The sequence below is a fragment of the Prosthecodimorpha hirschii genome, assembly GCF_001305515.1.
Taxonomy (GTDB): Bacteria; Pseudomonadota; Alphaproteobacteria; order Rhizobiales; family Ancalomicrobiaceae; genus Prosthecodimorpha; species Prosthecodimorpha hirschii.
The window spans coordinates 1456796-1480990 of the sequence record NZ_LJYW01000001.1 but is presented as its reverse complement, the minus strand read 5'-3'; the positions used below and the strand labels follow the sequence as shown (position 1 = coordinate 1480990).

Here is a 24195-nt window from a genome sequence, read left to right as displayed (position 1 = left end):
ACAATCCAGCTTGAAATTCGTTCTGGCCCATCGAGAGGACCAGAACATGGGGCGCAGCCGGTTCACTGAAGAGCAGATCATCGGTTGTCAACGGGCCGCGGAATCTCCCCACTTGTGGGCTCTTAAAATTCCCCGGTTGAGAGTGGTTTCGGTCAGTGGTGGTTCTGGTCTGCAGCTCCTGATTTGGGCGGATGACCGCGCCGGCGCGGGATTGCGATCGGCGGCGACTGGATGATGGCCTTCGACCGGATGTGTTCCGGGACCAGATCGGCATGATGACGCAGGCGGTAGCTCGCGCCGTCGATCTGGACGAAGCTTGCATGGTGCAGCAGGCGGTCGAGGAGCGCGGTGTCGACGACGGGGTCGCCGAAGACCTCGCCCCATTCGGCGACCCCGCGGTTGGAGGTCAGGATCATGGCGCCGCGTTCGTAGCGGGCATTGACGAGTTGGAAGAAGAGGTTGCCGCCGCCGGGGATGACGGGCAGGTAGCCGATCTCGTCGACGATCAGGAGAGCGAAGCGGCAGAAGAAGCGGATCTTCTCGCGCAGGGTTCCTTCGTGCTCTGCCTTGGCCAGGGCGCCGACCAGATCGGCCAGGGTGGCGAAGTAGACGCTCTTGGCCGCCCTGACCGCCTCGACGCCGAGAGCGATCGACAGATGGCTCTTGCCGGTGCCGGGCGGCCCGAGGAAGTGGAGGGTCTCGCAGCGGTCGACGAACTTCAGCTCGGCGAGGGCCATGACGCGGTTCCGGTCGAGCGAAGGCTGGAACGAGAAGTCGAACTCCGCCAGGGTCTTGATGGCCGGCAGCCGGGCCATGACGAGGGCCGTCTTGACGCGTCGGCTCTCGCGCTGCGTCAGTTCCTCGGCGAGCAGCGTGTCGATCGCCTCCAGGGCTGTGGTCTCGCCGCGCTCGATGCGCCGCACGGTGGCATCGAGGATCTCGATGGCGCGTGGCATCCTCAGGCCGACCAGGCTGCGCTTGATGCGGTCGAGGACGGGCAGGTGCTCTCCGGCGCTCATCTTGCGCCTCCCTGGACGGTGGCGAGGCGGCGGGCGACGGCGTCGTAGAAGTCGAGCGATCGGCGCGCGACCCGGTCGCCGGCGCCGTGGATGACGACAGGTTGGTCGGTGCCGCCACTATGGTTCGGAGACGGTCTCGGCTTGCGATGCGCCGGATCGACCCGGCTGCGGTCGCGGCCTTCGAGGGGTGCATGGGCGGCGATGAGGGCGCCGTCCTAGAAGATGCGGATCTCGTCGGGGGCGACATGGGCATCCAGAATGCGGCTCCTCGTAGTGTCGGGCACGCTGTTGAGATTGCCGCCGACGTTGACCATGCCCTCGTGCGAGACGCGCCGATCGAGCTTCAGAAGCGACCGGTAGGGCACCAGCGGCAGCGGCTTCAGCGCCGGCATCTCCTCGGCGACGACCCGGCCGGTGGTGGCGTGGATGCGGGGATTGGCGACGGTATCGAGCCAATGCCGGAGTTGGGCGTTGAGGTCTTCCAGATCGCGGAATGTCCGGGCCAGGAAGAAGTCTTCGCGGATGTAGCGGAACGGCCGTTCCACCTTGCCCTTGGTCTTGGCCCGATACGGCCGGCAGGCGCGCGGCTGGAAGCCATAGTGCCGGGCGAGATCGAGAAGGCCGCGGTTGTTGACGACCAACCCGTCCGGATCCTCCCCGACCACTGCCGTCTTCATGCGGTCGTAGAGGATCTCGCGCGGCGCGCCGCCGATCGCCTCCAGGGCGGCGATGTGGTAGCGCAGGATCGTCTGCAGGTCATGGTGAACGACGAAACGCGCCCAGATCAGGCGGGAATGGCCGAGCACCAAGGAGAACAGCCAGACGATGCGCGTGACGCCCGGCTCATTCGTGAACGCGACCTCGAATCGCGCCATGTCGACTTGCGCCTGCTCGCCCGGTGGCGTCTCGAAGCGCACCTCGAAGGGCTTGACCGGATCCGGCCGCAGGGCGTGGACGGCCCGCTTCACGGCGGTGTAGCCGCCCGGGAAGCCCCGCTCGCAAAGTTCCCGCCATAGCCGGACCGCAGTCAGGCCCGGTTAGGCCGCCAGCCGCTCGCGAAGATAAGGAAGGAACGGATCGACGCCCTTCGGCCGACGCACCCGTGGACCATAGGCGGCCGGCTCCAGTCCCTTCGCGATGTAGCGCCTGACCGTCTTGCGATCGAGACCGAGCCGGCGGGCGATCTCCGTCACCGTTAGTCCCTGCCGGCGCAGTTCCAGGATCATCATGAGTTCCCCAAGTGTGACCACCGATCCGCCCCTCCCGCAGAAGGATTCCAGCATCGGCGACGACGCGCCGTTCCGCCCTCTGGCATGCCAGAGGGCGGAACGGCGCAAGGTGGGGAATTTTCGAGGCACACAATTGGGGAGAATTCAACGCCCGCTCATATCGGGATCCTGAAGGAGCACGAGGCGGGGATCCCGGTGTCGGATCTTTCCCGCAAGCACGGGGTCAGCGAAGCCAGCATCTACAAGTGGAAGGCTCGCTTCGGCGGGATGGATGTATCTGAGGCCAAGCGGCTGCGGGCGCTCGAGGACGAGAATTCCAAGCTGAAGCGGATGCTGGCCGATGCGATGCTCGACAACGTCGCGCTGAAGGATCTCTTGGGAAAGAAGTGGTGACGCCCGCTGCCGAGCGGAAAGCTGTCGCCACCTCATGGACACCCATGGGATGAGCGAACGGCGGGCGTGTAAAGCCACCGGCTTCTGCCGTATGACCGTTAGATACAAAACCACGCTTGGGGATGACGCCTCGCTGCACGGGCGCATGAAGGCTATCGCCCGGGAACGGCGACGGTTCGGATATAGGCGTTTGCATGTGCTGCTCCGGCGCGAAGGCTTCGAGGTAAACTACAAACGGCCGGTCAGGCTCAACCGCGAGGAGCGCCTGACCGGCCGTCGGCGCGGCGGCCGCAAGCGGGCGATCGGGACACGTGCACCGTTGATGATCCCGTTGCGACCGAATGAGCGCTGGTCTCTGGACTTCGTCGCCGACCAGATGACAGACGGACGGCGCTTCCGGATGCTGGGGGTCGTCGACGATTGCACCCGCGAGTGCCTGGCTCTGGTGGCGGACACGTCGCTGTCGAGTGTGAGAGTCGCTCGCGAGCTCGACAGACTCCTGGCCGCCCGCGGCAAGCCCAGGATGATCGTGAGTGACGATGGCAGCGAGCTGACCTCCAACGCCATCCTGGCCTGGACCGATGCGACCGAGGTAGAGTGGCACTACATCGCGCCCGGCAAGCCGATGCAAAATGGCTTCATCGAGAACTTCAATGGTCGACTGCGAGATGAGTTGTTGAACGAGACGTTGTTTTCCAGCCTGACCCAGGCCAGAGCCTCCCTCCTGCGATGGCAGATCGACTACAACACAACAAGGCCGCATTCGAAGCTCGGGTGGCAGATGCCGATGGACTTCGCGGCCACCTTCCATTCGCGGCGGGATCGGACGCTCCGCAGCGTGAGTAGCGCGGCGTCTGCCCACGCCGCTCAACCCGCCCGAGAGGGCAAATCCAACCGCCGGAACAAACGCAAGGCTGGATAAGACGTGTGGACAAATTTACGTTGAAATGGCGAATACGGAGTGGACGCTTGTTCGCCCCTACGTCGACATTGTACAGTGTGGGTGGGGTCAAAGTCGGTGGCGGATCTGCGCGGGTCGATAAATGCGGACCTCCAAGATTTTGAGACCGGCTGCCAATGGCGGGTGCTGCCCCGAGACTTGCCACCGCGATCGGTAGCTCATGGCAACTTCATCCGCTCGCAATGCGGTGGCACGCTACGCCTTTACCAATGTGAGCTGTACGAACAAAACCGAGAGGGGGCCGGCAAGAAGGCCCGCCCCGCCCTCGCCATCGTCGACAGCCAGTGCATGTAGGGCGCCGGACTGGGACGCCGGGTCCCATAGGTTACATTGCCGGTAAGGAGGTCAGAGGCCGCAAGTGGTGTGCGGTCATCGGTACCCTCGGCTGATGCTTGGGATCTATGTCTGGCCCGCCGAAATCCAGGATCGAGAGGGCTGCCTCACCGTCTCAAGCAAGGTCCGCCGCCTTTCGTTCTTGGTGAGTGTCGCCGCGGACGGCGGCTGTCAGGGCGGGAACAGCGCCGCCGCGGTCAAGCGGGCCGCTGGCGATTGTAAGGCGGAACGACGAGCCCAGGGTGTCGTCGTCCTGCCGAAGTTGTGGGGCGTCCTGTGGACGCTCGCCTAGCCGAACCACTGCCGCCGCCGCACCACGGACTTGGGGAACTGCACCCGCACGCACGTCGTTTTCGCCCATCTCGCCACGATCTGTGTCGTCCTGCGCAAAATCGCAAGAGCCCCGTGACACAGGGAGTTTTCCAAAGAGGGCTCTGACAGCAATCGTTCATAACCTTGGAGGCGGAAGTGAAGGGGGTGCCTAGTGCTGTTTTCATCACAAGCGGTTTTAAGAATTTCCATATGACATCTGCAGCTGCGGAAGCCTATCGTCGCGGTCGGCTCGCTGGGTTGTTGTGTGGTTTCTATCCTTATGATACAATAATTTCTCTTTTTGGTCCTCGATTGATAAAAAATTCGGTTAAGATTCGCAAATTTGTTGGGCGAAAGGTGGATGTTGATGACAAGTATGTATATTCAGCTGTCTTTGCCGATGTGTTTGCTGAGATGCATATTTTGTTGAAAAGTATTTCTGTAAATTTTCCCGTAGATAAGATTTTTAATCATTTGTCATTGATTTTATTTGTTCGTAAAGCCAAGAAAATTCTGCGGCGGAATTCAAGCCGGATCGGGATATACCATTTTAGAGCAGCTTACGGGCTGTCATCGGTGCGTTACGCGGAGGCGATGGGAATCCGCACATTGTGTGATCACTCGATTGTTCATCCTCAGATGCTTGATGGCCTCATCACCGCAAATGGCTGTCTTGCAGACGCTCCGATAACCGAACCGAAACAACTCTGGGCACAGTATGCGCTACGAGATATCAACTCTGCGCAGTACGTTCTCGTAAACTCTGAATTTGTAAAGCATACATTCGAGCGCATCGGTTGGGATCCCGATCGAATATTTGTCGTATCCCAAGGTGTTGATGAGGCGTTTCTTGCGAAGATTCCGGTCTCGCGTAAATGTCGCCCATCTTCTAATTTGCGTTTTCTATTTGCTGGATACTTCACGGAGCGGAAGGGGGCTTCCATTCTTTTGGACGCGCTCTGGAAACTTCCGTCCACCGGTTGGTCCCTGGTGATCGCCGGCACGATTGACCCGGCACTTGCGAAGCCCCTCCAAGCAGCGGAACAGTCTTTACCGATTCGCTATGTTGGTAATTTAGACCGCGCAACCCTTGCCCAGGAGATGTCTGAGGCCGACGTTTTCGTCTTTCCAACGTGGATAGAGGGATCGGCGCGTGTAGTTTTCGAGGCCATGGCATGCGGTTGCTACGTCATTACGACGGATAACGCAGGTTCCGTTGTCAAGGATGGCGTCCACGGCACCCTTATCCCGGCGGGCAATGTCGATGCTTTGAAGCACGCCATGGAAGCGGCGTTGTCAAGTGATCAAATCGACGTTGTGGGTGCGGAGAACGCGCAAATTGTTAAGCAGTTCTATACCCAGGATACCTACGGTCGGCAACTCGAGGCAGTTTACGATCGAATTTTGAGCGACCGTCCGTGAGAATGTTTGTGGCGCGCACCGCGCGCAGGCGATTTAGTCGCAGGGACGAGAACTGCCGCCTGACACGCATTTCCAATTTCAGAGCAATGATTGGGAAACCGACATGAAGCTGTTTCTCGCATTCGCCGCCCTCGCCATGGTTGCCGAACTCAACATCATTGGACGATTGACGGGAACAGAGATCATTCTCGGTGGATGTGCGGTCGTCGCGCTGACCCGCTGCCTGCGGCCATCAGGCGATGTTTTACATTTTTATTTTTTCGCAGTCTTGTGGTTTTTAGCGGCGATCGCGTCGGACCTCTATAATGGGTCCGCATTCGACGATCTCTCGCGCGGTTGGGCGAAGATCGGCATTATGGCAATGAATTTCACCGCGTTGCGCTGGCTCATCGGCAACGACCTCGGACGGGCGATATTTCTCATCTACTTTCTAATGATCGCAAAAGCAGCGCGCCTCGCGTACGGGTGGGATGGTGATGAACTTGGTCAAGACGTGTTTGGCGGTGCATGGAAGATGGGCTACGGGCAGCTAGTTTCTGCCACGGCGCTTCTGGCCTCGGCGTGGCTGCTCCGTTCAGCGTGGTCGCGGCCGCTGGCGGTCGCGCTGCCGTTCGGCGCGGCGGCTATGGCGCTGTTGATGAATGCCCGCAACCTTATCGGCATCACGGCCCTGGCAGGGCTGATGTCCGTGCTTACTGCCGGGCGGCGCCGGCCGCTGGCCGTGCCGCATCTAGTGGCCATCGGCGTCACTTCGGTACTGGCGGGAATGTTGGTTATCAATATCTATCACTACACCGCCAGGGAGGGTCTGCTCGGCCGCGAAGCGCAGGACAAGTATTTCAGTCAGGCCGAAACTGACGTCGGCCTTGTGCTGGGCGGCCGCTCGGAGTCGCTGGCGTCGATCCCGGCGATCATGGACTCGCCGGTTCTCGGTCACGGCTCATGGGCACGCGATATCGACTATGTCTTGCTGTATATGGCAGAAAGAGAACGACTGGGATTAAAGAGTTCCCCGATCATTAGCGACCTCATCCCATCCCATTCTCACCTTCTCGGGGCATGGGTAGAACACGGCATGTTCGGTGCGGCGTTCTGGGTATGGGCGCTGTTCGTCACCGGCAAGGGGCTACTCGCCGCAGTCCGAAAACCCAGCCCGCTAACCGGCTTCGTCGCTTTCATCGGGATCAGCCTACTGTGGGACATTCCGTTCTCGCCGTTCGGGCTGACGGGTCGGGTCATGGAGGCGGCGGCACTCTATCTGATGATCCTGATGGCACGGCGGCAACTGCCGGTGGTCATAGTCCCTGCCGCGGTCCGGCGCCAGCGGCCACTTCTTCGGCCGCTACACTTGAGGGTGGAATGATGAAGTTCTCCATCGTCACCATATCGTTCAATCAAGCCCCCTTCCTCGAACGCGCCTTGCGCTCCGTGCTCAGTCAGACGGGCGTTAATGTCGAGTATATTGTCGTTGACCCAGGCTCGACCGACGGCAGCCGCGAGATCATTGAGCGATACCGCCCGCAGCTTGACCACGTGGTTTTTGAGAAGGACAATGGCCCCGCCGACGGACTAAACAAAGGTTTTGCACTTGCGACGGGAGATTGGTTCGGATATATTAATTCCGATGATTTTTTTCTTCCCGGTGCACTTAATCAAGCAGCCAAAGCCATTTCAAGTGCGCCGTCTGCGGACTGCGTCTATGCCAATGGTTATATTGCCGATGTCGACGGCAAGCCGCTGCGCAGAGTGTACTCCACTCCCTTCAGTGCGCGGTCCTTCGTGTGGGGGCGCTCCTTAGTTCTACAGCAATCAACTTTCATAAAGGCCAACAGTTTCCGCGAGGTTGGCGGTTTCGAGACCGAGAACCACACAAGTTGGGACGCCGAGTTGCTGGTCGATTTGTCCCTCGCCGGAATGACTCTGCGGCCGGTACCGGGCTTCTGGTCGGCATTTGTCGTTCATCCAACCAGTATCACCGGCAGCCAGAGTCATGCGGCGTTGAGTGTGGTCAATCACGAGCGGATGTTCCGTAAAGTAGTCGGCCGCGAACGTACTCTCCTCGACCTGCGACTGCGCCGACTGAATGCCTACGCCACACATCTGATGCGGCCGACCCGTCTGCTGACGCGGATCGCGGATCGCTTGATCCCAGGTCGTTTGCCTCACTCGCTTATCGCGCCTTGAAATCACCTGTACCGGGTAGGATTGGTCTAGTGCGAGATAGAATTGTAGCCGGTGCGCCTAGGGATGCCTCCTATTTCTTCGGCTTCCATGATGTCACGCCCTGGAGTCCCGACGATCGCCGCGTGCTGCTGCACCGAGTCGATCCAAAATTGCGCTGCATGCCTCGGCCTGATGATTTGGCTGAGGTGGTGGTTTGGGACCCTATGACCAACGACGTCCAGACAATGGGCGCGACGAATTGCTGGAACTTCCAGCAAGGTGCACGCGCCATGTGGGTGCCGCAGGCAGAGGCAACGCTCGTCTACAACAAGTCTGTTGAGGGAAGGCCGGGCTGTGCCTTCGTCGACCTGACGACGGGAAAGCAGCGTGAACTGCCGCATGCGCTCGGGGCGATCGCTCCGGACGGCTGCTTCGCCATGGCCCCCAGTTTTACGCGACTTGGAGCGCTTTGGCCTGCCTACGGCTATGCCGGTTTCGGTAGCTCCCGCGACGCACTGGCTCAGCCCAAGGACGACGGCCTGTGGCGGATTGACTTGATGACCGGTGCGCGGTCGCTCGTCTTCTCCATTCCCGAACTAGTCGCCGCCACGGGCGGTGCCATCGGTTCCGATGTCCCAGTCTTCGTCACGCACGTGTCTTTCAACCGAGAGGGAACCCGCATCGTCTTCATGCTGCGGTTTTTCTCGAAAGATCATGCACTTTACTCGATTTTGTTTTCCGCCCGCCCCGATGGTACGAGCCTGAAGCTCCTCGAACAGGAGAAAATCAGCCATTTCGACTGGCTGGACGAGAATACGATCGTTGTCTGGATGCGCCGTGGAATGAAGGGGCTTGCCGCCGCCCGACGCTCGGGCGTGCTGGCATTGCCGTTGTTTAGGCCGCTCATTGCCCTGGCACGAAAATCACGCGCGCGTCTGAAGGGCGTGCTCCTCAGCGAAAGCTATTTCACCCTCTCCGCGGAGACCGGGGCTCGAGCCCCATTCCTGTCCGGGGTCCTGCCGCAAGACGGACACCCGATGACATCGCCGGACCGAGCGTGGATTGTAACTGACGAGTACCCGAATCCCACTAACGGCGAGACCCCCCTTTTGCTGGTGGACATCGCAGCGCGGCGTCGGATCGATCTCGCCACGTTTGTGCATGATGTCGGGTCGAAGGACACCGATCTGAAATGTGATCTGCATCCGCGCTGGAACCGGGCTGGTTCGCGCATCGGCGTCGACGCCACCGAGAATGGCCGGCGTCGCTTCATCATTGTCGATGTGGCCGATATTGTCACGAGCACGTCAAAGTGACCCGGCCGCTCGCCCTCCTCTGGGACAATTTCGGCCCGTTGCACGAGGACCGCGCCCGCGCCGTCGCAGCGGCGTTCGGGCGCGACCGTCGAGTGGTGGGCATCGAACTGTGCTCGAAGAGCGACGTCTACGGCTGGCGGAGCTTCGACGACTCCGGCTTCGAGAGGATCACTCTGTTCCCCGGACAGGACCTCACCACGGTGTCCACGCCGCGTCTTCTCGCCCGCCTGATCGCGACCGCCCATAGCCTCGGCCGCGGCGACTACGTCCTGTGCCATTGGAACCTTCCGGCTATCTTCCTCTTCGCGGTCTCGCTGCGCCTCGGCGGCTCACGTGTCTTCACGATGGGGTGCTCGAAATTCGACGACAAGCCGCGCCGCGCCTGGAAGGAAATGCTCAAGGCGACGATGTTTCTGCCCTATCAGGGCGCGATCGGTTCGGGCCTGCGGTCGACCGACTATTTCCGTTTTCTCGGTGTTCCCGCAGCGCGTGTCTTCGGCGAATACAACACTGTGTCGATCGCGAGGATTCGGCGGCTATCGGGGCAGCCGATCGCGCCGGGTGGCACACCTTACGCCGAACGCCGCTTCGTCAGCGTCGCGCGACTGGTACCGAAAAAGAACCTAGCCATACTACTCGACGCCTACCGGATCTACCGGAACACCACGACGGCAGCACCGCGCTCGCTTGTCTTGTGCGGTTCTGGGCCCCTGGAGCCCACGCTGAAGCAGCAGGCCGAACGCCTCGGCATCGCGGCGGACGTCTGTTTCACGGGTTTCGTGCAGACCGAAGAGGTGGTGCACCACCTCGCCGACGCTGTCGCGCTGCTGCTGCCGAGTATCGAGGAACAGTTCGGCAATGTCGTTCCCGAGGCCCAAGCCATGGGGCTTCCGGTGATCCTGTCGGACAATTGCGGGGCTCGCGATCTTCTCATTCGCTCCGCCGTCAACGGCTTCGTCGTCGAGCCTGACAATCCCGAAGGTCTGGCGTTCTTCATGCGGCTGCTCGCCGAAGATGAGGCGCTTTGGCGGCAGTTCTGCGAGGCCGCGACGGCCGTGGCGCCCGGCGGTGATGTGCAGGAGCTCTGTCGCGCCGTTTCCGCGCTAGCCGGGTTGCCGTTCGACAATGGGACCACGCGGTAGACGGCGGCGTAATGGAGCCCGCTCGCAGTCTACCGCGTGTCACGGAACGCGAAGCGACGACGGGAGGAGATAGGCTCACGTGTGTGAACCAAGCTTCCTTAAATGCGTGTATCAATGCTTCGCGTGGAGCCGGGCGCAGCGTGGTGGTCATCGCGCTTTTGGCGGCCGGCCTTGCAATTGAGGTTGGGGCGGCGTTTGCACTGCTGGTGCCGGCCATCGACATCGACCCGGAATGCCCCTTGGCCTACTAGCTAGCGGCAGATCCCGGGACGATGCGACCACTGGAGCCCACGCACGGCCTCCTTGATTTTCCGCCGCTTCAATCGGGCTGATTCGAGTTCGCCTTTGACTTTCTCACGGCAGGCTGGCGAAGGCTGGCACTAATAGGCAAGCCCAATTTCGGCCGCGTCGAAATGTCGCTCGACGCGCCGCTGCCACCTGTCGAGCGTATGGCGACCTCGGGCGCGCTACGTCCCGACGATTGGGTGTTCTTAGCGGCAGGCCTGCAGCGATCGCGTGTAGTCCACAATTTCTAGACCGGCATGCCTCAAATCAGTTCAATCCGACTCGTCGCGATGGTAGCAGTACAAACCGGCGCGTTCCGTATCACGAACCAAGAGGAGCATCCGGTCGCCGCCATTGGGCGCTGTGCCCCGATCCGCGTCCTCGCTGCCGCGACCGACCGGCCGACGACGCTCGTCGTTCGATTCCGCCTCAACGGTGTGTTCGTAGATGATCGTGAGGTGGCGGTACCGGTAAGCGCGGAGCCGGTTCCCCTGGACCTGGACATCCCGGTGCCCGGCGACCAGCCCGGCCACCTGACCGCAACCGTCGTGATGCCCGGCGGCCGCGCCGACGCCCGGCTCGCGCAAACCTATCGCTACAGCGTTTTTGATACGCGGCCGGTCGAACCCGAATTCCGACGGGGCCCGTTGGCCGTTGAGATCGATGCCGCCGTGCGCGCGCCCGACTTCGCCTCCGGCCCGACCGCTGTGACGCAAGGCGCAGCCGGCGCGTATCGCGAGAGCAGTGACCGCGGCGTCCGGCAATTCCTGATGCGAGCGGATAAGTCCGTCCCGCCGGGATGGTTCGCCTATCGGCTGAGCGGGCTCGTGCCGCACCGCGCCTACGAATTGGACGTCACCTTTCCGGACAACGCGCCGCGCGTGTTTCTGACCTCTGTCCGGGATCTCGGTGAGACGTCCTATTCCACGGCGGCGGGAAGCGAGACCGGCGTGCTCTGGCCGCTGTCCGGGCAGATGCAGCAGAGGACGGCCATTTTCTGGCCGCAAACGTCCGACGCGCGCGTGCTAGTCTTCAAAGTACGACGGCATGAAAGCAGCGGTGGCCCGTATCCGCCTCTAAGCCATCGACCCCATCGATGCTGCGCCGGTGGCACGACCGCCGAACGGCCGCGAGATGGTAGCCTGGTACGAGGAGGGGGCCACCTTCCGCCAATTCGCCGGGGTCGCTCGGGATCGTCCCGACCTCGTCCACCTCGCAACCGACCGCTATCTCCGCCTGGCGCGCCAGATGGGGGCGACCACGATCTGGCCGACGGTGCTGGTCTATGGCGAGCCGCTCTATCCCTCGACCTACAACTTGGCCTTCGGCGAACAGCGCTCCGATGTGCTCGCCGGGTTCTTGCTCGGCGCCAAACGCTACGGCCTCAAGGTCTCGCCCGAATTCCATCCGCGGGCCGACGAACTGTTGTGGGCGCCACGCGACCCGGTGGCGTTCGCGCGGCGGCTACTGACGTCCGGGACGCGGCAACCCAACCTTCTCGCGCGCGATGGATCGGTCCGGCGCCCGCCCTACTACAACGCACTCGATCCGGATGTCCGTCGCTGGTACCGTCAGGTCATCGGCGATCTGGCGATGCGGTACCGCGAGTCTTCGACCTTCGTCGGCATTACCCTGCGCGTGTCGGAATGGGCGAACCCGGCGTTCAACAATCTCGTGTCACTCGATTGGGGCTATGACGCCGCGACGGTGCGGCGCTTCCTGGGGGACACGGCCGTCGTGCCGCCGACGGCGTTCGACCTCCAGTCGGACACGCCCGACGCCGCCGTGGCCCGACACACCTTCCTGACCGGCGTGCCGCGCGAGGCGTGGGTCGACTGGCGCTGCCGCCAGTTGCGCGACGTGCTGGCCGACATCGTCGCAACCGTTCGTGCGGCGCGGCCAGACCTCGTCGTCTCGCTGCACTTTTCGGCGATGACCCGCGACCGCGACCCGGCGCTCGACCGCCAGCGCCTGCGCGAACTGGGGCTCGATCCCTGGCTGCTGCGCGATCTTCCTGGCCTGGAATTGGTGGAGGGACGCTTGGCCTACGGCTCGAAGCAACTGGATCCGGTCGAGCGCCTGGCCATGCGGACGGCAGCGGGCGCGTCCGGCGCGTTTGCTGCCTTCGTTCCGGCCGGCCAACGCCCGCGAACCCTCATTACAATGCAGTATATGGGAGTTCCCTTTCCACTATTCATGCACAATGAACAGATTGGCTGGCCTTCCACGAAACGGGAGCCGTGGATCACGTCGGCGTCCGAGCCGCCCGGCCGACTCAAGCTCGCCCGATACGCCGAGATGGTAGGGCTTCATGACGTCCATAGCGTCGGTGACGGTGGCAATGGATATGTTTTCGTGGACGATGGACTCAGAACTTTTACGAAGGAGTTCGCGACGCTGCCACGGGTGCCCTTCGAGCGGGTCGACATCAGGGCCGACTCTGTCGTGCTTTGGCGGCACGATCGGTACTTCTACGTCGTGAATGTCTCGGCGAAGACGGCCAGCCGAGTGGTCCGCGCCGCCAATGTAGACTCCGTCGAGGCTCTCGGCTCGGGCGTGACGATCCCGCTATCAGACGGGGGATTTCCGCTCACCTTTCAGGCCTATGAACTCCGATCGTTCCGTGCCGATCGCGCCCCTTCTGCCTTGAACCTCGAAGTTCCGAACGCCCCACGCTAGGCTGGCGGCGTTCGTGGGACGCCGTAGCGGCGCCCCCGTCCTCCGCAATCAGCATCGGTAGGTCATGAAGCGCCTCCAGATCATCGCAAGCGTTCACCCGGCCGGTGGCGGCCCAATCGAGGGCATCCGCCAGCAGGCCACCGTACACGCTACGGCGGGGATCGTAGAGCACATCGTGTCGCTCGATCCTCCTGATGCGCCTTGGGTGGCCGACTTTCCCTTTCCTCTCTTCGCCTGTGGAGAGCCCATGGCGGCCACGCGGCGGTGGAAGCGCTGGCTGCCCTGGCGACGCTATGGCTATCAACCTGGCTTCGCGCGCTGGCTGATGAACCACGTAGCGGAGTACGATGTCGTCGTGGTCAACGGCCTATGGAACTATGCCACCATGGGCGCTCGCCTGATATTGCCGCGCTCGGGTGTTCCTTACGCCGTCTTCACGCATGGCATGCTTGATCCTTGGTTCAAGCGCACCTATCCGCTCAAGGGAGCATTGAAACAACTGTTCTGGCTGTTCAACGAAGGCGTCCTGCTGCGCCACGCAGCTCGGGTCTTATTCACCACCGAGGAGGAGAGGATCCGCGCGCGCGGCGCGTTCTTGCCCTATAGGGTACGCGACGCGGTTGTCGGCTATGGCACGTCCGACCCGCTGGCGACGTCCGACGCAACAGATCTGGACTCGGCCTCGGCGGCGTTTCGGGCCCGGGTGCCGGGCGTGACGCGCCCATATCTGCTCTACCTCAGTCGCATCCACCCGAAGAAGGGCTGCGACCTTTTATTGGACGCCTTCGCGGCCATCTGCGCCGAGCAAGACCTCGATCTGGTGATGGCGGGACCGGCGGCCGAGGGTTACCAGACGGCGTTACGACGCCAGACTCAGGCGCTGGGGATCGCCGACCGCGTACATTGGCCCGGGATGGTGCAGGGCGCGGCAAAGTGGGGCGCGTATCATGGTGCCGTAGCGTTCGTCCTGCCGTCGCACCAGGAGAACTTCGGTGTTGTGGTGGCCGAGGCGATGGCGTGCCGACGGCCTGTCCTGATCTCCGACAAGGTCAATATCTGGCGCGAAGTCGACGCTTGCGGCGGCGGGCTCATTGAGCCGGACACCGTGGACGGGGTTACACGACTGCTCCGCCGATTCCTCGTTCTGACGCCGGCGGCGCGGGTAGAGATGGGCGAGCGGGGGCGTGCGGGATTTTTGGAGCATTTTGAGATTCGGAACGCCGCGCAAGCCCTGAATCTTGTCCTGCAGGAGGTTGCGCGGAGAGAACTTTGATGAATGCCCGGGTCGCAAGTGAAGTGGCCCTGCTGGATTGGACTGCGCCCCGCGGAATTTGAGCGGATCTCCAGCCGGGGTGCAGGGTGCGGGGCCTGGCGGTTTTTGTCGCGGTGTCGTGTGAGGGTAGCGCGACCAGAGCGGCGGCAAAATCGCGGGCGTCTATCACGCTGCCCGGGTCGTCTGCCGATCGCCAAAATAGACCTCGTCGGGTGTGCGCCCGTCAAGGCGCAAATGCTGGCGTCCGGAATTGTACAAGTTGATGTACTTCGAGATCGACGATCTTGCTTTCGTGACAATGTCGTAGGCCTTCAGATAGACCTCCTCATATTTGAGGGACCGCCAGAACCGTTCGATAAAAATATTGTTCCGCCCGGCACCCTTGCCGTCCATACTGATCGAGATACCGACCGCCGTCAGCGCACTCGTGAACGCAAAGCTGGTGTTTAGTCCCAGGATTTGATGGTAAGCGTCATCCCGGCCCCATCTACCATTTTGTTCGAGGATCGTCGGAAGTTCGGAGCCTGGAGGGCTTCGACACATGTCGATTTAAGAGCGTAAGCACGTGTCCAAGGACGACCGTGGTCCCGTCCGCCGCTTCGAGATCTTCACCGGCGCGGGTCGACGGCGGACGTGGACGGTGGAGGAGAAGGCCGCGATTGTGGCGGAGAGCTACTCCGGGGCCGACACGGTCTGCGGCGTTGCCCGTCGGTATGGATTGACGCCTCAGCAGCTGTTTACCTGGCGGCGGACGTTGCGGGCTGGGCTCGTAAGGGACGTCGAACCGGCAACCGCTCCCTCCTTCGTGCCGGCGAGTGCCGATCCAGCTCCTGTCCGACGGCCGCGAGCCAGGCGCGACGCGAGCGGCGCCGGGACAATCGAGGTGGAGATCGCCGGCGTCACGGTGCGGGTCGGGCGCGGCGCGGATGCGCGGACAGTGACGGCGGTGCTGCGCGCCCTGAAGGCCTCGTCGTGATCGGGCCGATCGGGTCGGTCCGGGTGATGGTGGCGACGCGGCCGGTGGACTTCCGCAAGGGCGCGGAAGGTCTGGCCGCGTTGGTGCGGGAGGCCATGGGCGCCGATCCGTTCTCGGGGACGGTCTATGTCTTCCGTGCGAAGCGGGCCGACCGCGTGAAGCTGATCTGGTGGGACGGCACCGGCATGGTGCTCTACGCCAAGAGCCTGGAGACGGGCCGGTTCCACTGGCCGTCGATCCGCGACGGCGTCATGCGGCTGAGCGCCGGCGAACTGGCCGCCCTCTTGGAGGGGCTCGACTGGAAGCGGGTTCATCAGGCTCGTTCCGAGCGGCAGCCGACGGCGCCAGCTTGAGCGCCGAGATGGGCTCCGGTGCAGCCAGATCTCTGGCAAGTTACTGGGGAGTGTCAGGAATTTCGTGTGCGGGCGTGGGGTTGAACATTTCTTACGCCCTCGCGGCCTGGAAGCGATCCGCGAAGAGAATGGCGAATTGGCTCTTGGCCATGGCCCATTCCCTTGGCGGCATCTTCCACTCCTTCTCTGAGCGGTTCAAGACCAGGAACAAGAGCTTCATGGCAGCTTCATCGGTTGGGAAGTGGCCCCTGGCGCGGACCGCCCGGCGCAGCTTGGAATTCAACGCCTCGATGGCATTCGTCTTATAGATGATCCGCCGTACGTCTTTCGGGAAGGCGAAGAACGGGATGACTTCGGACCAGGCGCGCCGCCAGATCTGGCCGATGGCCGGGTATTTCCGGCCCCAGGGGCCGGCCTCGAAGGCCGTCAGCGCCGCCTCGGCCGCCGTGTCGTCGAGGGCGGCGTAGATCGCCTTCAACCCGCCCGCCAGCTCCTTGCGGTCCTTCCAGGAGGCAAAATCCAGCGAATTGCGCATCAGATGGACGATGCAGGTCTACACCGTCGTTTCCGGGAAGACGGCGTTGATCGCGTCGGGAAAACCTTTCAGGCCGTCGACGACGGCGATCAGGATGTCCTCGACGCCGCGGTTCTTCAGGTCGTTCATGACGCGCAGCCAGAATTTCGCCCCTTCGTTGGTCTCGATCCACAGCCCAAGGATTTCCTTGGACCTGTCGCCGCGAACCCCGAGCGCAACGTGCACCGCTTTGTTCCGAACATGACCTTCGTCGCGGATCTTCACGCGAAGAGCATCAAAAAAGACAATGACATAGACCGGCTCCAGCGGTCGGCTCTGCCAGGCCGCGATCTCCTCGATGACGGCGTCCGTCACCGCCGAGATCAGGTCCGGCGACACGTCGATGCCGTAGAGCTCCTGCACATGCCTGACGATCTCGCGCGTGCTCATGCCGCGCGCATACATCGAGATGATCTTCTCGTCGAAACCCGAGAGACGCTCGCCCGCGCCATGACGATCATCGAGACCGCCAAGATGAACGGCATAGACCTCCAGGCCTACCTGGCCGACGTACTCGACCGCATTCACGACCACAAGATCAACCGTCTCGACGAACTCCTGCCCTGGAACTGGGCTCCCGCGGTTCGCGACCGCGCCGCGGCAGCCTGATGGCGACGATCACCCAGGTCTTCACAGTCAGCTATGTCGCCGGACTACTCGGCGAAGACCCCGAACTCGTCGAAGCCATTATCGCCAACGACGACAACCTGACCTACGGCGCGATCATCACCGTCCACACCGATACCGACGAGGCGATCCTCGCCCTGACGACCGACGGCATCGACGAGATCAAGGACATGCTCGAAAGCGCCAGGCGGTCGGACCGAACATGGACGGAGTTCCTAAACGACTTCGTATCCGATCCGGAGATCGCCGCCAGGGTCAAGACCAAGCAGCTGCGGTGACAGTCGGGCGGTTACCCCCTGGCGACGAGTGTCTTCAGTTCACGGGCGACCCGCTTGCCCGAGATCGACGTGTCAGGAATCGCCGCGAGGCACTGCTTGGTCACGTCGTCGATGACGTTGAGCACGTGAAACCGCTGTCCGAATGCCATCTGGTCGTGAACGAAGTCGAGCGACCAACGGGAGTTGGGCGCGCTTCGACGACCATCGGCGCACGGGCTCCGATGGCCCGCTTGCGGCAGTGGCGCCGGCGAACTGACAGCCCTTCCCCAGGGTAGAGCCGTTGGGTCCGCTTGTGTTTCACGACGTGACTCTCCTGCCGTAGCGGAATATAGAGGCGCCGATAGCCGAACCGTCGCCGTTTCGACGACAGTTCCCACGACCACGCAGAAGAGCATCGTCGGTCCGCCGAGAGAGACAACGGATGGTCGATCGGTCGGCGCTGACGATGGAAAACGCCCGCCGCTCGCTCACGTAGTGCTCGCACAGCACATGGGTGACGGCTTCCCGAACGGCGGCGGGCGTCACCATTTTTTTTCCGACAGGTCTTTCAGGACGGAGTTGTCGAGTATCGCGTCGGCGAGAATTCGTTCAACTTCGCATTCTCGTCCTCGATCGACTTCGGTTTCTTCACCTCCGAGACGTACACGCCGACGAACTTGGCCGTCCAAGCGTAGAACGTCGCTGAACTGATGCCATGCCGACGGTAGACGTCAGACGTCTTCGCGCCACCTTCTGCTCGCGCAACACGCCGATGATCTGCCCTTCCGTGAACCTCGATCGCTTCACGGTCCGGTCCTCTCAATGAGACGGACTAGGTGTTTGATCCCGGGCTTTGATGGTGCAGTCTTTTCGCAGAGCTGGAAGGATGCGCTATGGGCCAGGTTCACCACGGGAGCGCCGCGACAACAGCGGCGGTCCGTCGAGCGATACAGCATAGTCAAGAGAGCCTGAGGACGCTGGCAAAGCGTTACGGTATCAACCAGAAGACTGTCGCCAAGTGGAAGAAGCGGACCTCGGTCACGGACCTGCCAACTGGCCCGAGGGCGCCAACATCGACGGTTCTTTCGATCGATGAGGAAGCAGTGATTGTCGCCTTCCGCCGGCATACCCTCCTGCCGCTCGACGATTGCCTCTACGCTCTTCAGGCGACGATCCCGCACCTGACGCGCTCGTCCCTGCACCGCTGCCTGCAGCGCCATGGCATCAGCCGGCTGCCGGAGGTGGGGGGAGACAAGGAGCCGAAGAGGCGGTTCAAATCCTACCCGATCGGCTTTTTCCATATCGATATCGCCGAGGTGCAGACCGCTGAGGGCAAGCTGTACCTTTACGTGGCCATTGATCGCACGAGCAAATTTGCCTTCGTGCAAGTCGTCAGAAAGACCGGGCGAACCTCGGCGTCCGCCTTCCTCATGGCCCTGATTCAGGCGATGCCCTATCGGATCCATACCGTTCTGACCGACAACGGCATCCAGTTCACGTTCCCACCGCGCTACGCCGACGGACCAACAGCGCGCTACATGACCCACATATTCAACATGCGTTGTCGCGAGAATGGCATCGAACACCGCCTGACCAAAGTGAAGCATCCCTGGACCAATGGGCAGGTCGAACGGATGAACCGCACCATCAAGGAGGCAACTGTCAAGCGCTTCCACTACGACGATCATCGCCAGTTCGAAGCGCATCTCACTGACTTCGTCGCCGCCTACAACTTCGGTCGCAGACTAAAGACCCTCAGAGGCCTCACGCCATACGAGTTCATATGCAAACGCTGGACTGACGAGTCAGAACGATTCATCCTCGATCCGATCCATCAAATGCCGGGACTAAACACCTAGCCTCAATTGGATCGAATTTCGGGGATCACAGCAAACCGGCAGCAGGCCAATCGAGCCTCCAATAAACCCAGGGCAGCTCACGTCAATTTCAAAGAGAATTTAGATGGATATCCTCGACGCGAATGAAACAGACACCTGGTCGGGTGGGGCCAGCTTCACACTCCGCAACCGGCTATATCGGCTGGCGTGGCTGGTCACCTGGACGCTTTTGGCCTCATGGACGCCGGCGCCGATGCATCGCTGGCGGATGTTCCTCGTTCGCATGTTTGGGGGCAAAACTGGGCGCTACGGGGCTATCTATCCCAGTGCCGACATCTGGTCCCCAGCCAATATTGAGATGGGTGAGCACGCCTGCATCGGACCAGGGGTGAAAGTTTACTCGATGGCAAAGATCACCTTTGCGCCCTATGCGTTGGCCTCGCAGGGCGCCCACCTCTGCGCCGGAACTCATGACATCGAGGACCCGCACTTCCAGCTTATCGCGCGGCCGATTACCATCGGAACGCGCGCTTGGGTGGCGGCGGAAGCCTTTGTAGGGCCGGGTGTGACGATCGGGGAAGGGGCGGTACTTGGCGCGCGCGGGGTTACTTTTCGCGATCTCGATCCCTGGTCCGTGAACGTCGGCAATCCGGCCCGTAAGGTTCGTGGTCGCCGCCGCCAATCGTAACGGATGATCAAAACCACAGAATTCCAACTCTTTGCGGAGCACCTATTCATGAACGAACTCGCGTCGATCTCCGGCTACCGATACGCCGATTCGAAACTCAACGATTCTCATGTATATTTGTTACCACAAGTCGAGAGAGTACTAGACGATTTCGAGAAAGCGAGCAAAGGTCGAACTTTGATCGACGTTGGCTGTGGCAATGGCTCGGTGACGAAGTTGATGTCGCTGCGTGGCTATACCTGCATCGGGCTCGATGCTTCGGTCGAGGGGGTCCGTTTGGCGAATGAGATGTATCCGGATATAGAGATCCTTCAAGGATCGGCCTATGATGACTTGTCATCCCTTCACGGAACTTTCGACGTCGTCATGAGTTTGGAGGTCGTCGAGCATCTCTACGATCCGCGTAAGTATGCTGCCAACCTTTATTCACTAGTGAAGGAAGAGGGAATCGTGATCATCAGTACGCCGTACCATGGGTACTTCAAGAATTTAGCCATGGCCGTGACTGGTAAGTTGGATAAACATTTCACTGCGTTGTGGGATCACGGTCACATCAAATTTTGGTCTATCGCGACGTTGACAAAGTTACTGCGCGAGGCTGGATTCTCCGAGATTCAATTCCACAGGGTTGGGCGGATTCCGCCGTTGGCGAAGTCGATGATCGCCGTCGCGAAGAGGTAAAGACAAGCAATGCTCGATCTCTCCGTCGTCATTCTCACACATAACGAGGAGCGGCATATTCTGCGCTGCCTTGAAGCGATCCGCCCGATCGCCCGGGAAGTCTTTGTGATTGACAGCTTCTCCACCGATCGCACCGTGGAACTCGCGAACAGCGCAGGCGCGGTAGTCTTGAAGAACAAGTTCGTCAACTACGCCAAGCAGTTCGAGTGGGGGCTGGCGAATGCGCCGATCACTGCGTCGTGGGTGATGCGGCTCGACGCCGACGAGGTGATCGAACCTGATCTCATCGCTGAGATCGAGACGAAGCTGCCGACTCTGGGCGCCGATGTTGCCGGCGTCAATCTGGCGCGAAAACACATCTTTATGGGCCGATGGGTTCGTCACGGCGGGCGATATCCACTGATCCTGTTGCGAATCTGGCGACGGGGCCAGGGACGGATCGAGCAGCGGTGGATGGACGAGCACATGATCGTCTGGGGAGGACGCATCGTCACATTCCAAGGCGGTTTCGCCGATCACAATCTCAACGATCTGACCTTCTTCACCGACAAGCATAACAAGTATGCGACCCGTGAGGCGATCGACATCCTCAACCAGAAATATGGGCTCTTCGCCCGGGACGAGGATCTGTCGATGGAATCTGCCTCGTTCCAGGCGTCGATGAAACGCTTCGTGAAGGAGCGAATCTACAATCGATTGCCGTTCTGGGTCGGACCACTGGGCTATTTCGTCTACAGATATATTTTCCAACTGGGATTTCTGGATGGCCGCTCAGGGCTAATCTACCATTTCCTGCAGGGTTACTGGTATCGTTTCTTGGTCAATGCCAAGGTTGTTGAGTATGAGTTTGCCTTGAGAGAGTGCCAGACAACAAGGGAGCGCGCTGAAGCACTGGAGCGAGCCACCGGTCACAAGATTGCATTGGCATCTACCTAGAATATACTTAACGGGTTCCCCTGCGCAAAGAAGCCGGCGCTTCCTCATCGTCTCGCGGTCGAAATCCGCATGATGTCCACCTCCTGTACATACCGCGCCACAACGTTTGCCGACTTCCACCCGCCGCACTTCATGATCGGCAACAGGCCCATGACGGCGGCCATCATATCCTGGGCGGCGCCGGCGCGCATGGAGTGGCCGGAGAGGGCTTCGGCCTCGGCGGGGGACAGTCCGGCGGCGAGGGCGCGATGCTTGAGGATGCGGCCGACGGAGTGGGGGGCAGGGCGCTCGGGCCGGCGCCGTTCCAGAGGATGCGGCGGAAGATGCAGCCGTCGCGGATATCCGCGGCTGCCAGCCAGGCATCGAGGAGTGCGGCGCTGCGCTTTGAGACGTAGCCCTCGCGGCCGTCGCCGAAGGGATCGTTCTTGGCGCGGCGGACGATGGCGAGCATGGCGCCATCGGGGAGCCGCTTCAGGTCTTCGATGCGCAGGGCGACCAATTCGGATCGGCGGCACAGCGTGTCGTAGCCGATGGCGATCAGTGTACGGTCGCGGCGCTCGGGGGTCGGGCCGCGTGCCTACGCGGGCTGGCTGTGGCGACGGCGATCGACTCTGCGGAGTGCGATACGAACATCCTCGTCCTCGGCGGGGTTGCCTTCGATCTCCAACGCCGTCTCCATCGTGATCGACGCCGCCTGCGTCGGCTGGCGCGGGCTCTTCGACGATCCCGAGGTCATCTACTCAATTGGAATATACAATTGGGCAAATATCGGTCGGAGATGAGGGCAGATAACATAGTTTGTGCTCGGCTGCGCAATCCGATCTAATGTTGCTCACTCGGCGCAGCCGCGCCGCACCGTTAAAAATGACAACCCGGAGTTTCAGATGCTTAATATATATAGATTGATGAAATTTATATTAAAGCATCCACTTAACAAAGAAAATAAAATTGAGGCTGTCAAGAGATTCTTGATTTGGCAAATGTCATCACGACTGATGAATTGTCCAATCGCGCTCCCCTATATAAATGGCACTAGCTTGGTTGCTGAGCGCGGGATGTCTGGCGCTACGGGAAATTGGTATTGTGGCCTCCACGAAGAAGAATACATGGGATTTGCACTTCACATTCTTAGAAGGGAAGAGTTATTTGTAGATATTGGTGCGAATATTGGCAGTTATACAATACTTGCGGCTGGCGCCATAGGGGCATATTGCTTTTCTGTTGAACCTATCCCGGAGACTGTGGAAAAGCTAAAAAGAAACATTCGCTTCAATGATTTAAGTAGTCTCGTAGAGGTTTGGGCTGGGGGCGTTTCAGATCAAGAATCATTGCTAAAATTCTCAAAAGATCTTGGCCCAATGAACCATGTCCTGGCCGACGAAGAAGTGCACGGTTCCTTTATAGAAATACCGGTTGCACCACTTGATTGTCTTTTGAAAGAACGTAGCCCAACGTTGATGAAGATCGATGTCGAAGGACATGAGTTGCGCGTTCTAAATGGTGCAAGTGGGACACTGAGCAACGATAAATTAATTGCCATAATCATAGAGACTAATGGATCTGGCGCAAGATACGGGGTGGCCGATAAACAAATATACGACGCAGTATCACCTCATGGATTTTATCCAATTTCTTATGATCCCGTAAAGAGAGAGATATGTTCATATGATAAATCGAATTCAAATACGATATTTATACGCGATATTCGGCTTGTTGAAGATAGAGTGAGGAATGCCGACATGTTTTCACTTGTAAATAGAACCATTTGAGAGAGTTGCTCCATCACTGTGCGTGTAGCTATCAATCCACGGTCGGTTCGGAGCGCACCCGGGCTTGGCAAGTGCGCTCCATGCGTATTCGAAATCAGCGCCTCATCGCTGCCAGACGCACGATATCCACCTCCTGCACATACCTCGCCACCACGTTCGCCGACTTCCACCCGCCGCACTTCATGATCGGCAAGAGCCCCATGCCGGCGGCCATCATGTCTTGGGCGGCGCCGACGCGCATGGAGTGGCCGGAGAGGGCTTCGGCCTCGGCTGGGGACAGTCCGGCGGCGAGGGCGCGCTGCTTCAGGATGCGGCCGACGGAGTGGGGGTGCAGGGCGCTCGGGCCGGCGCCGTTCCAGAGGATGCGGCGGAAGATCCAGCCTTCGTGGACGGCTGCAGCGTCCAGCCAGGCGTCGAGTCTTCGATGCGCAGGGCGATCAGTTCGGATCGACGGCACAGCGTGTCGTAGCCGATGGCGATCAGCGCGCGGTCACGGAACCCGGCGAGGTCGTCGGGACAGGCTGCAATGAGCCGGTCCCGCAACTCGGCGGTCAGGCCGAAGGCTTGCGCTGGTCGACGGTGGCGACAGCGCTCGGCCCTGCGCAGTGCGATGCGAACATCCTCGTCCTCGGTCGGAGTGGGTAACTTGAACAAACGGTGAATCTTGGCAATCGAGACGAGGCGGCGTCGCAGCGTGCTGGGCGCAGCTGTCGGGGACGCACTGTCGAGGAAGGCGGCAATGGTCGCGGGCGCTGCCGGCAGGGCAACGAAGTCGTTCGAGCGGCACCACGCTTCGAAAATGCAGAAGTCCGCCTTGTAGCTGCGCAGTGTGTTTTCGGAGTAGGCTCCGTCGAGGCGGCAGAGTGACGCCGACCAGTCCTTAGTGGTCTAACCGCCGGGACTCAACCAAGTCGAATGCATTTGGCTAGGCGTGTAGGAGCGCCTCCTCTCCAACCGAGTCTTCCACGA

Annotated in this window: 20 protein-coding genes and 5 pseudogenes; 17 read left to right on the top strand and 8 right to left on the bottom strand. The window is 61.0% G+C overall.

Translation table 11 applies throughout. The annotated features are described in order from the left end of the window. Window positions 1–152: 152 nt before the first annotated feature. Both istB and istA read right to left on the bottom strand, forming a co-directional pair. On the bottom strand, window positions 153–1019 hold the full coding sequence (istB, locus tag ABB55_RS06365; RefSeq protein WP_054358059.1) for an IS21-like element helper ATPase IstB: 867 nt from the start codon (window positions 1017–1019) through the stop codon (window positions 153–155). Then, window positions 1016–2269: pseudogene (gene istA / locus ABB55_RS06360) on the bottom strand (IS21 family transposase). The gene istB and the pseudogene istA overlap by 4 nt, the downstream one beginning before the upstream one ends. A gap of 111 nt (window positions 2270–2380) precedes the next feature. Here istA and ABB55_RS06350 point away from each other — a divergent pair. The 6 genes and pseudogenes from ABB55_RS06350 to ABB55_RS06325 all read left to right on the top strand — a co-directional run bounded on the left by ABB55_RS06350 (window position 2381) and on the right by ABB55_RS06325 (window position 10290). Continuing rightward, a pseudogene (locus tag ABB55_RS06350) lies at window positions 2381–3563 on the top strand (IS3 family transposase). Between the two features lie 840 nt (window positions 3564–4403). After that, window positions 4404–5669 (top strand): glycosyltransferase family 4 protein, encoded by a 1266-nt coding sequence (locus tag ABB55_RS28760; RefSeq protein WP_152981942.1) that lies wholly within the window; start codon window positions 4404–4406, stop codon window positions 5667–5669. A 103-nt stretch (window positions 5670–5772) separates the two neighbouring features. Beyond that, window positions 5773–7032, top strand: coding sequence for a hypothetical protein (locus ABB55_RS30255; RefSeq protein WP_054358056.1), 1260 nt, complete (start codon window positions 5773–5775; stop codon window positions 7030–7032). Further along, window positions 7029–7853, top strand: coding sequence for a glycosyltransferase family 2 protein (locus ABB55_RS28755; RefSeq protein WP_160321178.1), 825 nt, complete (start codon window positions 7029–7031; stop codon window positions 7851–7853). Before ABB55_RS30255 ends, ABB55_RS28755 begins: the two co-directional genes overlap by 4 nt. Window positions 7854–8056: 203 nt before the next feature. Beyond that, entirely contained in the window at window positions 8057–9148 is a 1092-nt protein-coding gene (locus tag ABB55_RS06330) for a hypothetical protein (RefSeq protein ID WP_152981941.1), read from the top strand. Continuing rightward, the gene (locus ABB55_RS06325; RefSeq protein ID WP_054358054.1) at window positions 9145–10290 is read left to right on the top strand and encodes a glycosyltransferase; all 1146 of its coding nucleotides are present in this window, start codon (window positions 9145–9147) and stop codon (window positions 10288–10290) included. Before ABB55_RS06330 ends, ABB55_RS06325 begins: the two co-directional genes overlap by 4 nt. Window positions 10291–10847: 557 nt before the next feature. Here ABB55_RS06325 and ABB55_RS29570 read toward each other — a convergent pair. After that, window positions 10848–11339: a hypothetical protein gene (locus ABB55_RS29570; RefSeq protein ID WP_152981940.1), complete on the bottom strand. Its 492-nt coding sequence runs from the start codon at window positions 11337–11339 to the stop codon at window positions 10848–10850. Between the two features lie 370 nt (window positions 11340–11709). Between ABB55_RS29570 and ABB55_RS06315 the strand changes: the two genes are divergently transcribed. Both ABB55_RS06315 and ABB55_RS06310 read left to right on the top strand, forming a co-directional pair. Continuing rightward, complete coding sequence (locus tag ABB55_RS06315) at window positions 11710–13254, top strand: glycoside hydrolase family protein (protein WP_054358052.1); 1545 nt, start codon at window positions 11710–11712, stop codon at window positions 13252–13254. A gap of 64 nt (window positions 13255–13318) precedes the next feature. Next, on the top strand, window positions 13319–14527 hold the full coding sequence (locus ABB55_RS06310) for a glycosyltransferase (protein ID WP_054358051.1): 1209 nt from the start codon (window positions 13319–13321) through the stop codon (window positions 14525–14527). 165 nt (window positions 14528–14692) lie between these two features. On the opposite strand, the gene ABB55_RS31260 is transcribed toward ABB55_RS06310, so the two are convergent. Continuing rightward, complete coding sequence (locus ABB55_RS31260; RefSeq protein WP_083463401.1) at window positions 14693–15070, bottom strand: integrase core domain-containing protein; 378 nt, start codon at window positions 15068–15070, stop codon at window positions 14693–14695. A 22-nt stretch (window positions 15071–15092) separates the two neighbouring features. On the opposite strand from ABB55_RS31260, the gene tnpA reads away from it, so the two are divergent. Together tnpA and tnpB are read left to right on the top strand one after the other, a co-directional pair. Further along, window positions 15093–15503: an IS66-like element accessory protein TnpA gene (tnpA, locus tag ABB55_RS06300; protein ID WP_054358049.1), complete on the top strand. Its 411-nt coding sequence runs from the start codon at window positions 15093–15095 to the stop codon at window positions 15501–15503. A 26-nt stretch (window positions 15504–15529) separates the two neighbouring features. Next, entirely contained in the window at window positions 15530–15856 is a 327-nt protein-coding gene (gene tnpB, locus ABB55_RS06295) for an IS66 family insertion sequence element accessory protein TnpB (RefSeq protein WP_083464065.1), read from the top strand. Window positions 15857–15947: 91 nt separating this feature from the next. Here tnpB and ABB55_RS06290 read toward each other — a convergent pair. Next, window positions 15948–16868 (bottom strand): annotated as a pseudogene (locus ABB55_RS06290) (IS256 family transposase); the annotation flags it as partial. On the opposite strand from ABB55_RS06290, the pseudogene ABB55_RS06285 reads away from it, so the two are divergent. Continuing rightward, window positions 16863–17039 (top strand): annotated as a pseudogene (locus tag ABB55_RS06285) (transposase domain-containing protein); the annotation flags it as partial. The pseudogenes ABB55_RS06290 and ABB55_RS06285 overlap by 6 nt on opposite strands. Beyond that, window positions 17039–17335, top strand: coding sequence for a hypothetical protein (locus ABB55_RS06280; RefSeq protein ID WP_054358046.1), 297 nt, complete (start codon window positions 17039–17041; stop codon window positions 17333–17335). The pseudogene ABB55_RS06285 and the gene ABB55_RS06280, both read left to right, overlap by 1 nt. 17 nt (window positions 17336–17352) lie before the next feature. Here ABB55_RS06280 and ABB55_RS30835 read toward each other — a convergent pair. Beyond that, window positions 17353–18121: pseudogene (locus ABB55_RS30835) on the bottom strand (transposase); the annotation flags it as partial. An 86-nt stretch (window positions 18122–18207) separates the two neighbouring features. On the opposite strand from ABB55_RS30835, the gene ABB55_RS06275 reads away from it, so the two are divergent. The 4 genes from ABB55_RS06275 to ABB55_RS06260 all read left to right on the top strand — a co-directional run bounded on the left by ABB55_RS06275 (window position 18208) and on the right by ABB55_RS06260 (window position 21457). Then, a complete protein-coding gene (locus ABB55_RS06275; RefSeq protein WP_054358045.1) occupies window positions 18208–19173 on the top strand; it encodes an IS481 family transposase in 966 nt (321 codons plus the stop codon). 103 nt (window positions 19174–19276) lie between these two features. After that, window positions 19277–19840, top strand: coding sequence for an LbetaH domain-containing protein (locus ABB55_RS06270; protein WP_054358044.1), 564 nt, complete (start codon window positions 19277–19279; stop codon window positions 19838–19840). A gap of 48 nt (window positions 19841–19888) precedes the next feature. After that, a complete protein-coding gene (locus ABB55_RS06265) occupies window positions 19889–20521 on the top strand; it encodes a class I SAM-dependent methyltransferase (protein WP_054361874.1) in 633 nt (210 codons plus the stop codon). Between the two features lie 9 nt (window positions 20522–20530). After that, window positions 20531–21457 carry a glycosyltransferase family 2 protein gene (locus ABB55_RS06260; RefSeq protein ID WP_054358043.1) on the top strand — a complete coding sequence of 309 codons (927 nt, stop codon included), beginning with the start codon at window positions 20531–20533 and terminating at the stop codon, window positions 21455–21457. A 163-nt stretch (window positions 21458–21620) separates the two neighbouring features. Here ABB55_RS06260 and ABB55_RS30245 read toward each other — a convergent pair whose 3' ends face one another. After that, the gene (locus tag ABB55_RS30245; RefSeq protein WP_054358042.1) at window positions 21621–21956 is read right to left on the bottom strand and encodes a hypothetical protein; all 336 of its coding nucleotides are present in this window, start codon (window positions 21954–21956) and stop codon (window positions 21621–21623) included. A 385-nt stretch (window positions 21957–22341) separates the two neighbouring features. Between ABB55_RS30245 and ABB55_RS28740 the strand changes: the two genes are divergently transcribed. Beyond that, window positions 22342–23226, top strand: coding sequence for an FkbM family methyltransferase (locus ABB55_RS28740; protein WP_083463399.1), 885 nt, complete (start codon window positions 22342–22344; stop codon window positions 23224–23226). Between the two features lie 94 nt (window positions 23227–23320). Here ABB55_RS28740 and ABB55_RS06250 read toward each other — a convergent pair whose 3' ends face one another. Further along, complete coding sequence (locus ABB55_RS06250) at window positions 23321–23683, bottom strand: tyrosine-type recombinase/integrase (protein ID WP_054358041.1); 363 nt, start codon at window positions 23681–23683, stop codon at window positions 23321–23323. Window positions 23684–24195 lie beyond the last annotated feature (512 nt).

Bases quoted from the DNA above. Each gene is read 5' to 3' on its own strand.
- istB (WP_054358059.1), bottom strand. From the start codon at position 1,019: ATGAGCGCCGGAGAGCACCTGCCCGTCCTCGACCGCATCAAGCGCAGC.
- ABB55_RS30255 (WP_054358056.1), top strand. From the start codon at position 5,773: ATGAAGCTGTTTCTCGCATTCGCCGCCCTCGCCATGGTTGCCGAACTC.
- ABB55_RS28755 (WP_160321178.1), top strand. From the start codon at position 7,029: ATGATGAAGTTCTCCATCGTCACCATATCGTTCAATCAAGCCCCCTTC.
- ABB55_RS06330 (WP_152981941.1), top strand. From the start codon at position 8,057: ATGACCAACGACGTCCAGACAATGGGCGCGACGAATTGCTGGAACTTC.
- ABB55_RS06315 (WP_054358052.1), top strand. From the start codon at position 11,710: ATGGTAGCCTGGTACGAGGAGGGGGCCACCTTCCGCCAATTCGCCGGG.
- ABB55_RS06310 (WP_054358051.1), top strand. From the start codon at position 13,319: ATGAAGCGCCTCCAGATCATCGCAAGCGTTCACCCGGCCGGTGGCGGC.
- ABB55_RS31260 (WP_083463401.1), bottom strand. From the start codon at position 15,070: ATGTGTCGAAGCCCTCCAGGCTCCGAACTTCCGACGATCCTCGAACAA.
- tnpB (WP_083464065.1), top strand. From the start codon at position 15,530: ATGGTGGCGACGCGGCCGGTGGACTTCCGCAAGGGCGCGGAAGGTCTG.
- ABB55_RS06280 (WP_054358046.1), top strand. From the start codon at position 17,039: ATGGCGACGATCACCCAGGTCTTCACAGTCAGCTATGTCGCCGGACTA.
- ABB55_RS06275 (WP_054358045.1), top strand. From the start codon at position 18,208: ATGGGCCAGGTTCACCACGGGAGCGCCGCGACAACAGCGGCGGTCCGT.
- ABB55_RS06270 (WP_054358044.1), top strand. From the start codon at position 19,277: ATGGATATCCTCGACGCGAATGAAACAGACACCTGGTCGGGTGGGGCC.
- ABB55_RS06265 (WP_054361874.1), top strand. From the start codon at position 19,889: ATGAACGAACTCGCGTCGATCTCCGGCTACCGATACGCCGATTCGAAA.
- ABB55_RS06260 (WP_054358043.1), top strand. From the start codon at position 20,531: ATGCTCGATCTCTCCGTCGTCATTCTCACACATAACGAGGAGCGGCAT.
- ABB55_RS28740 (WP_083463399.1), top strand. From the start codon at position 22,342: ATGCTTAATATATATAGATTGATGAAATTTATATTAAAGCATCCACTT.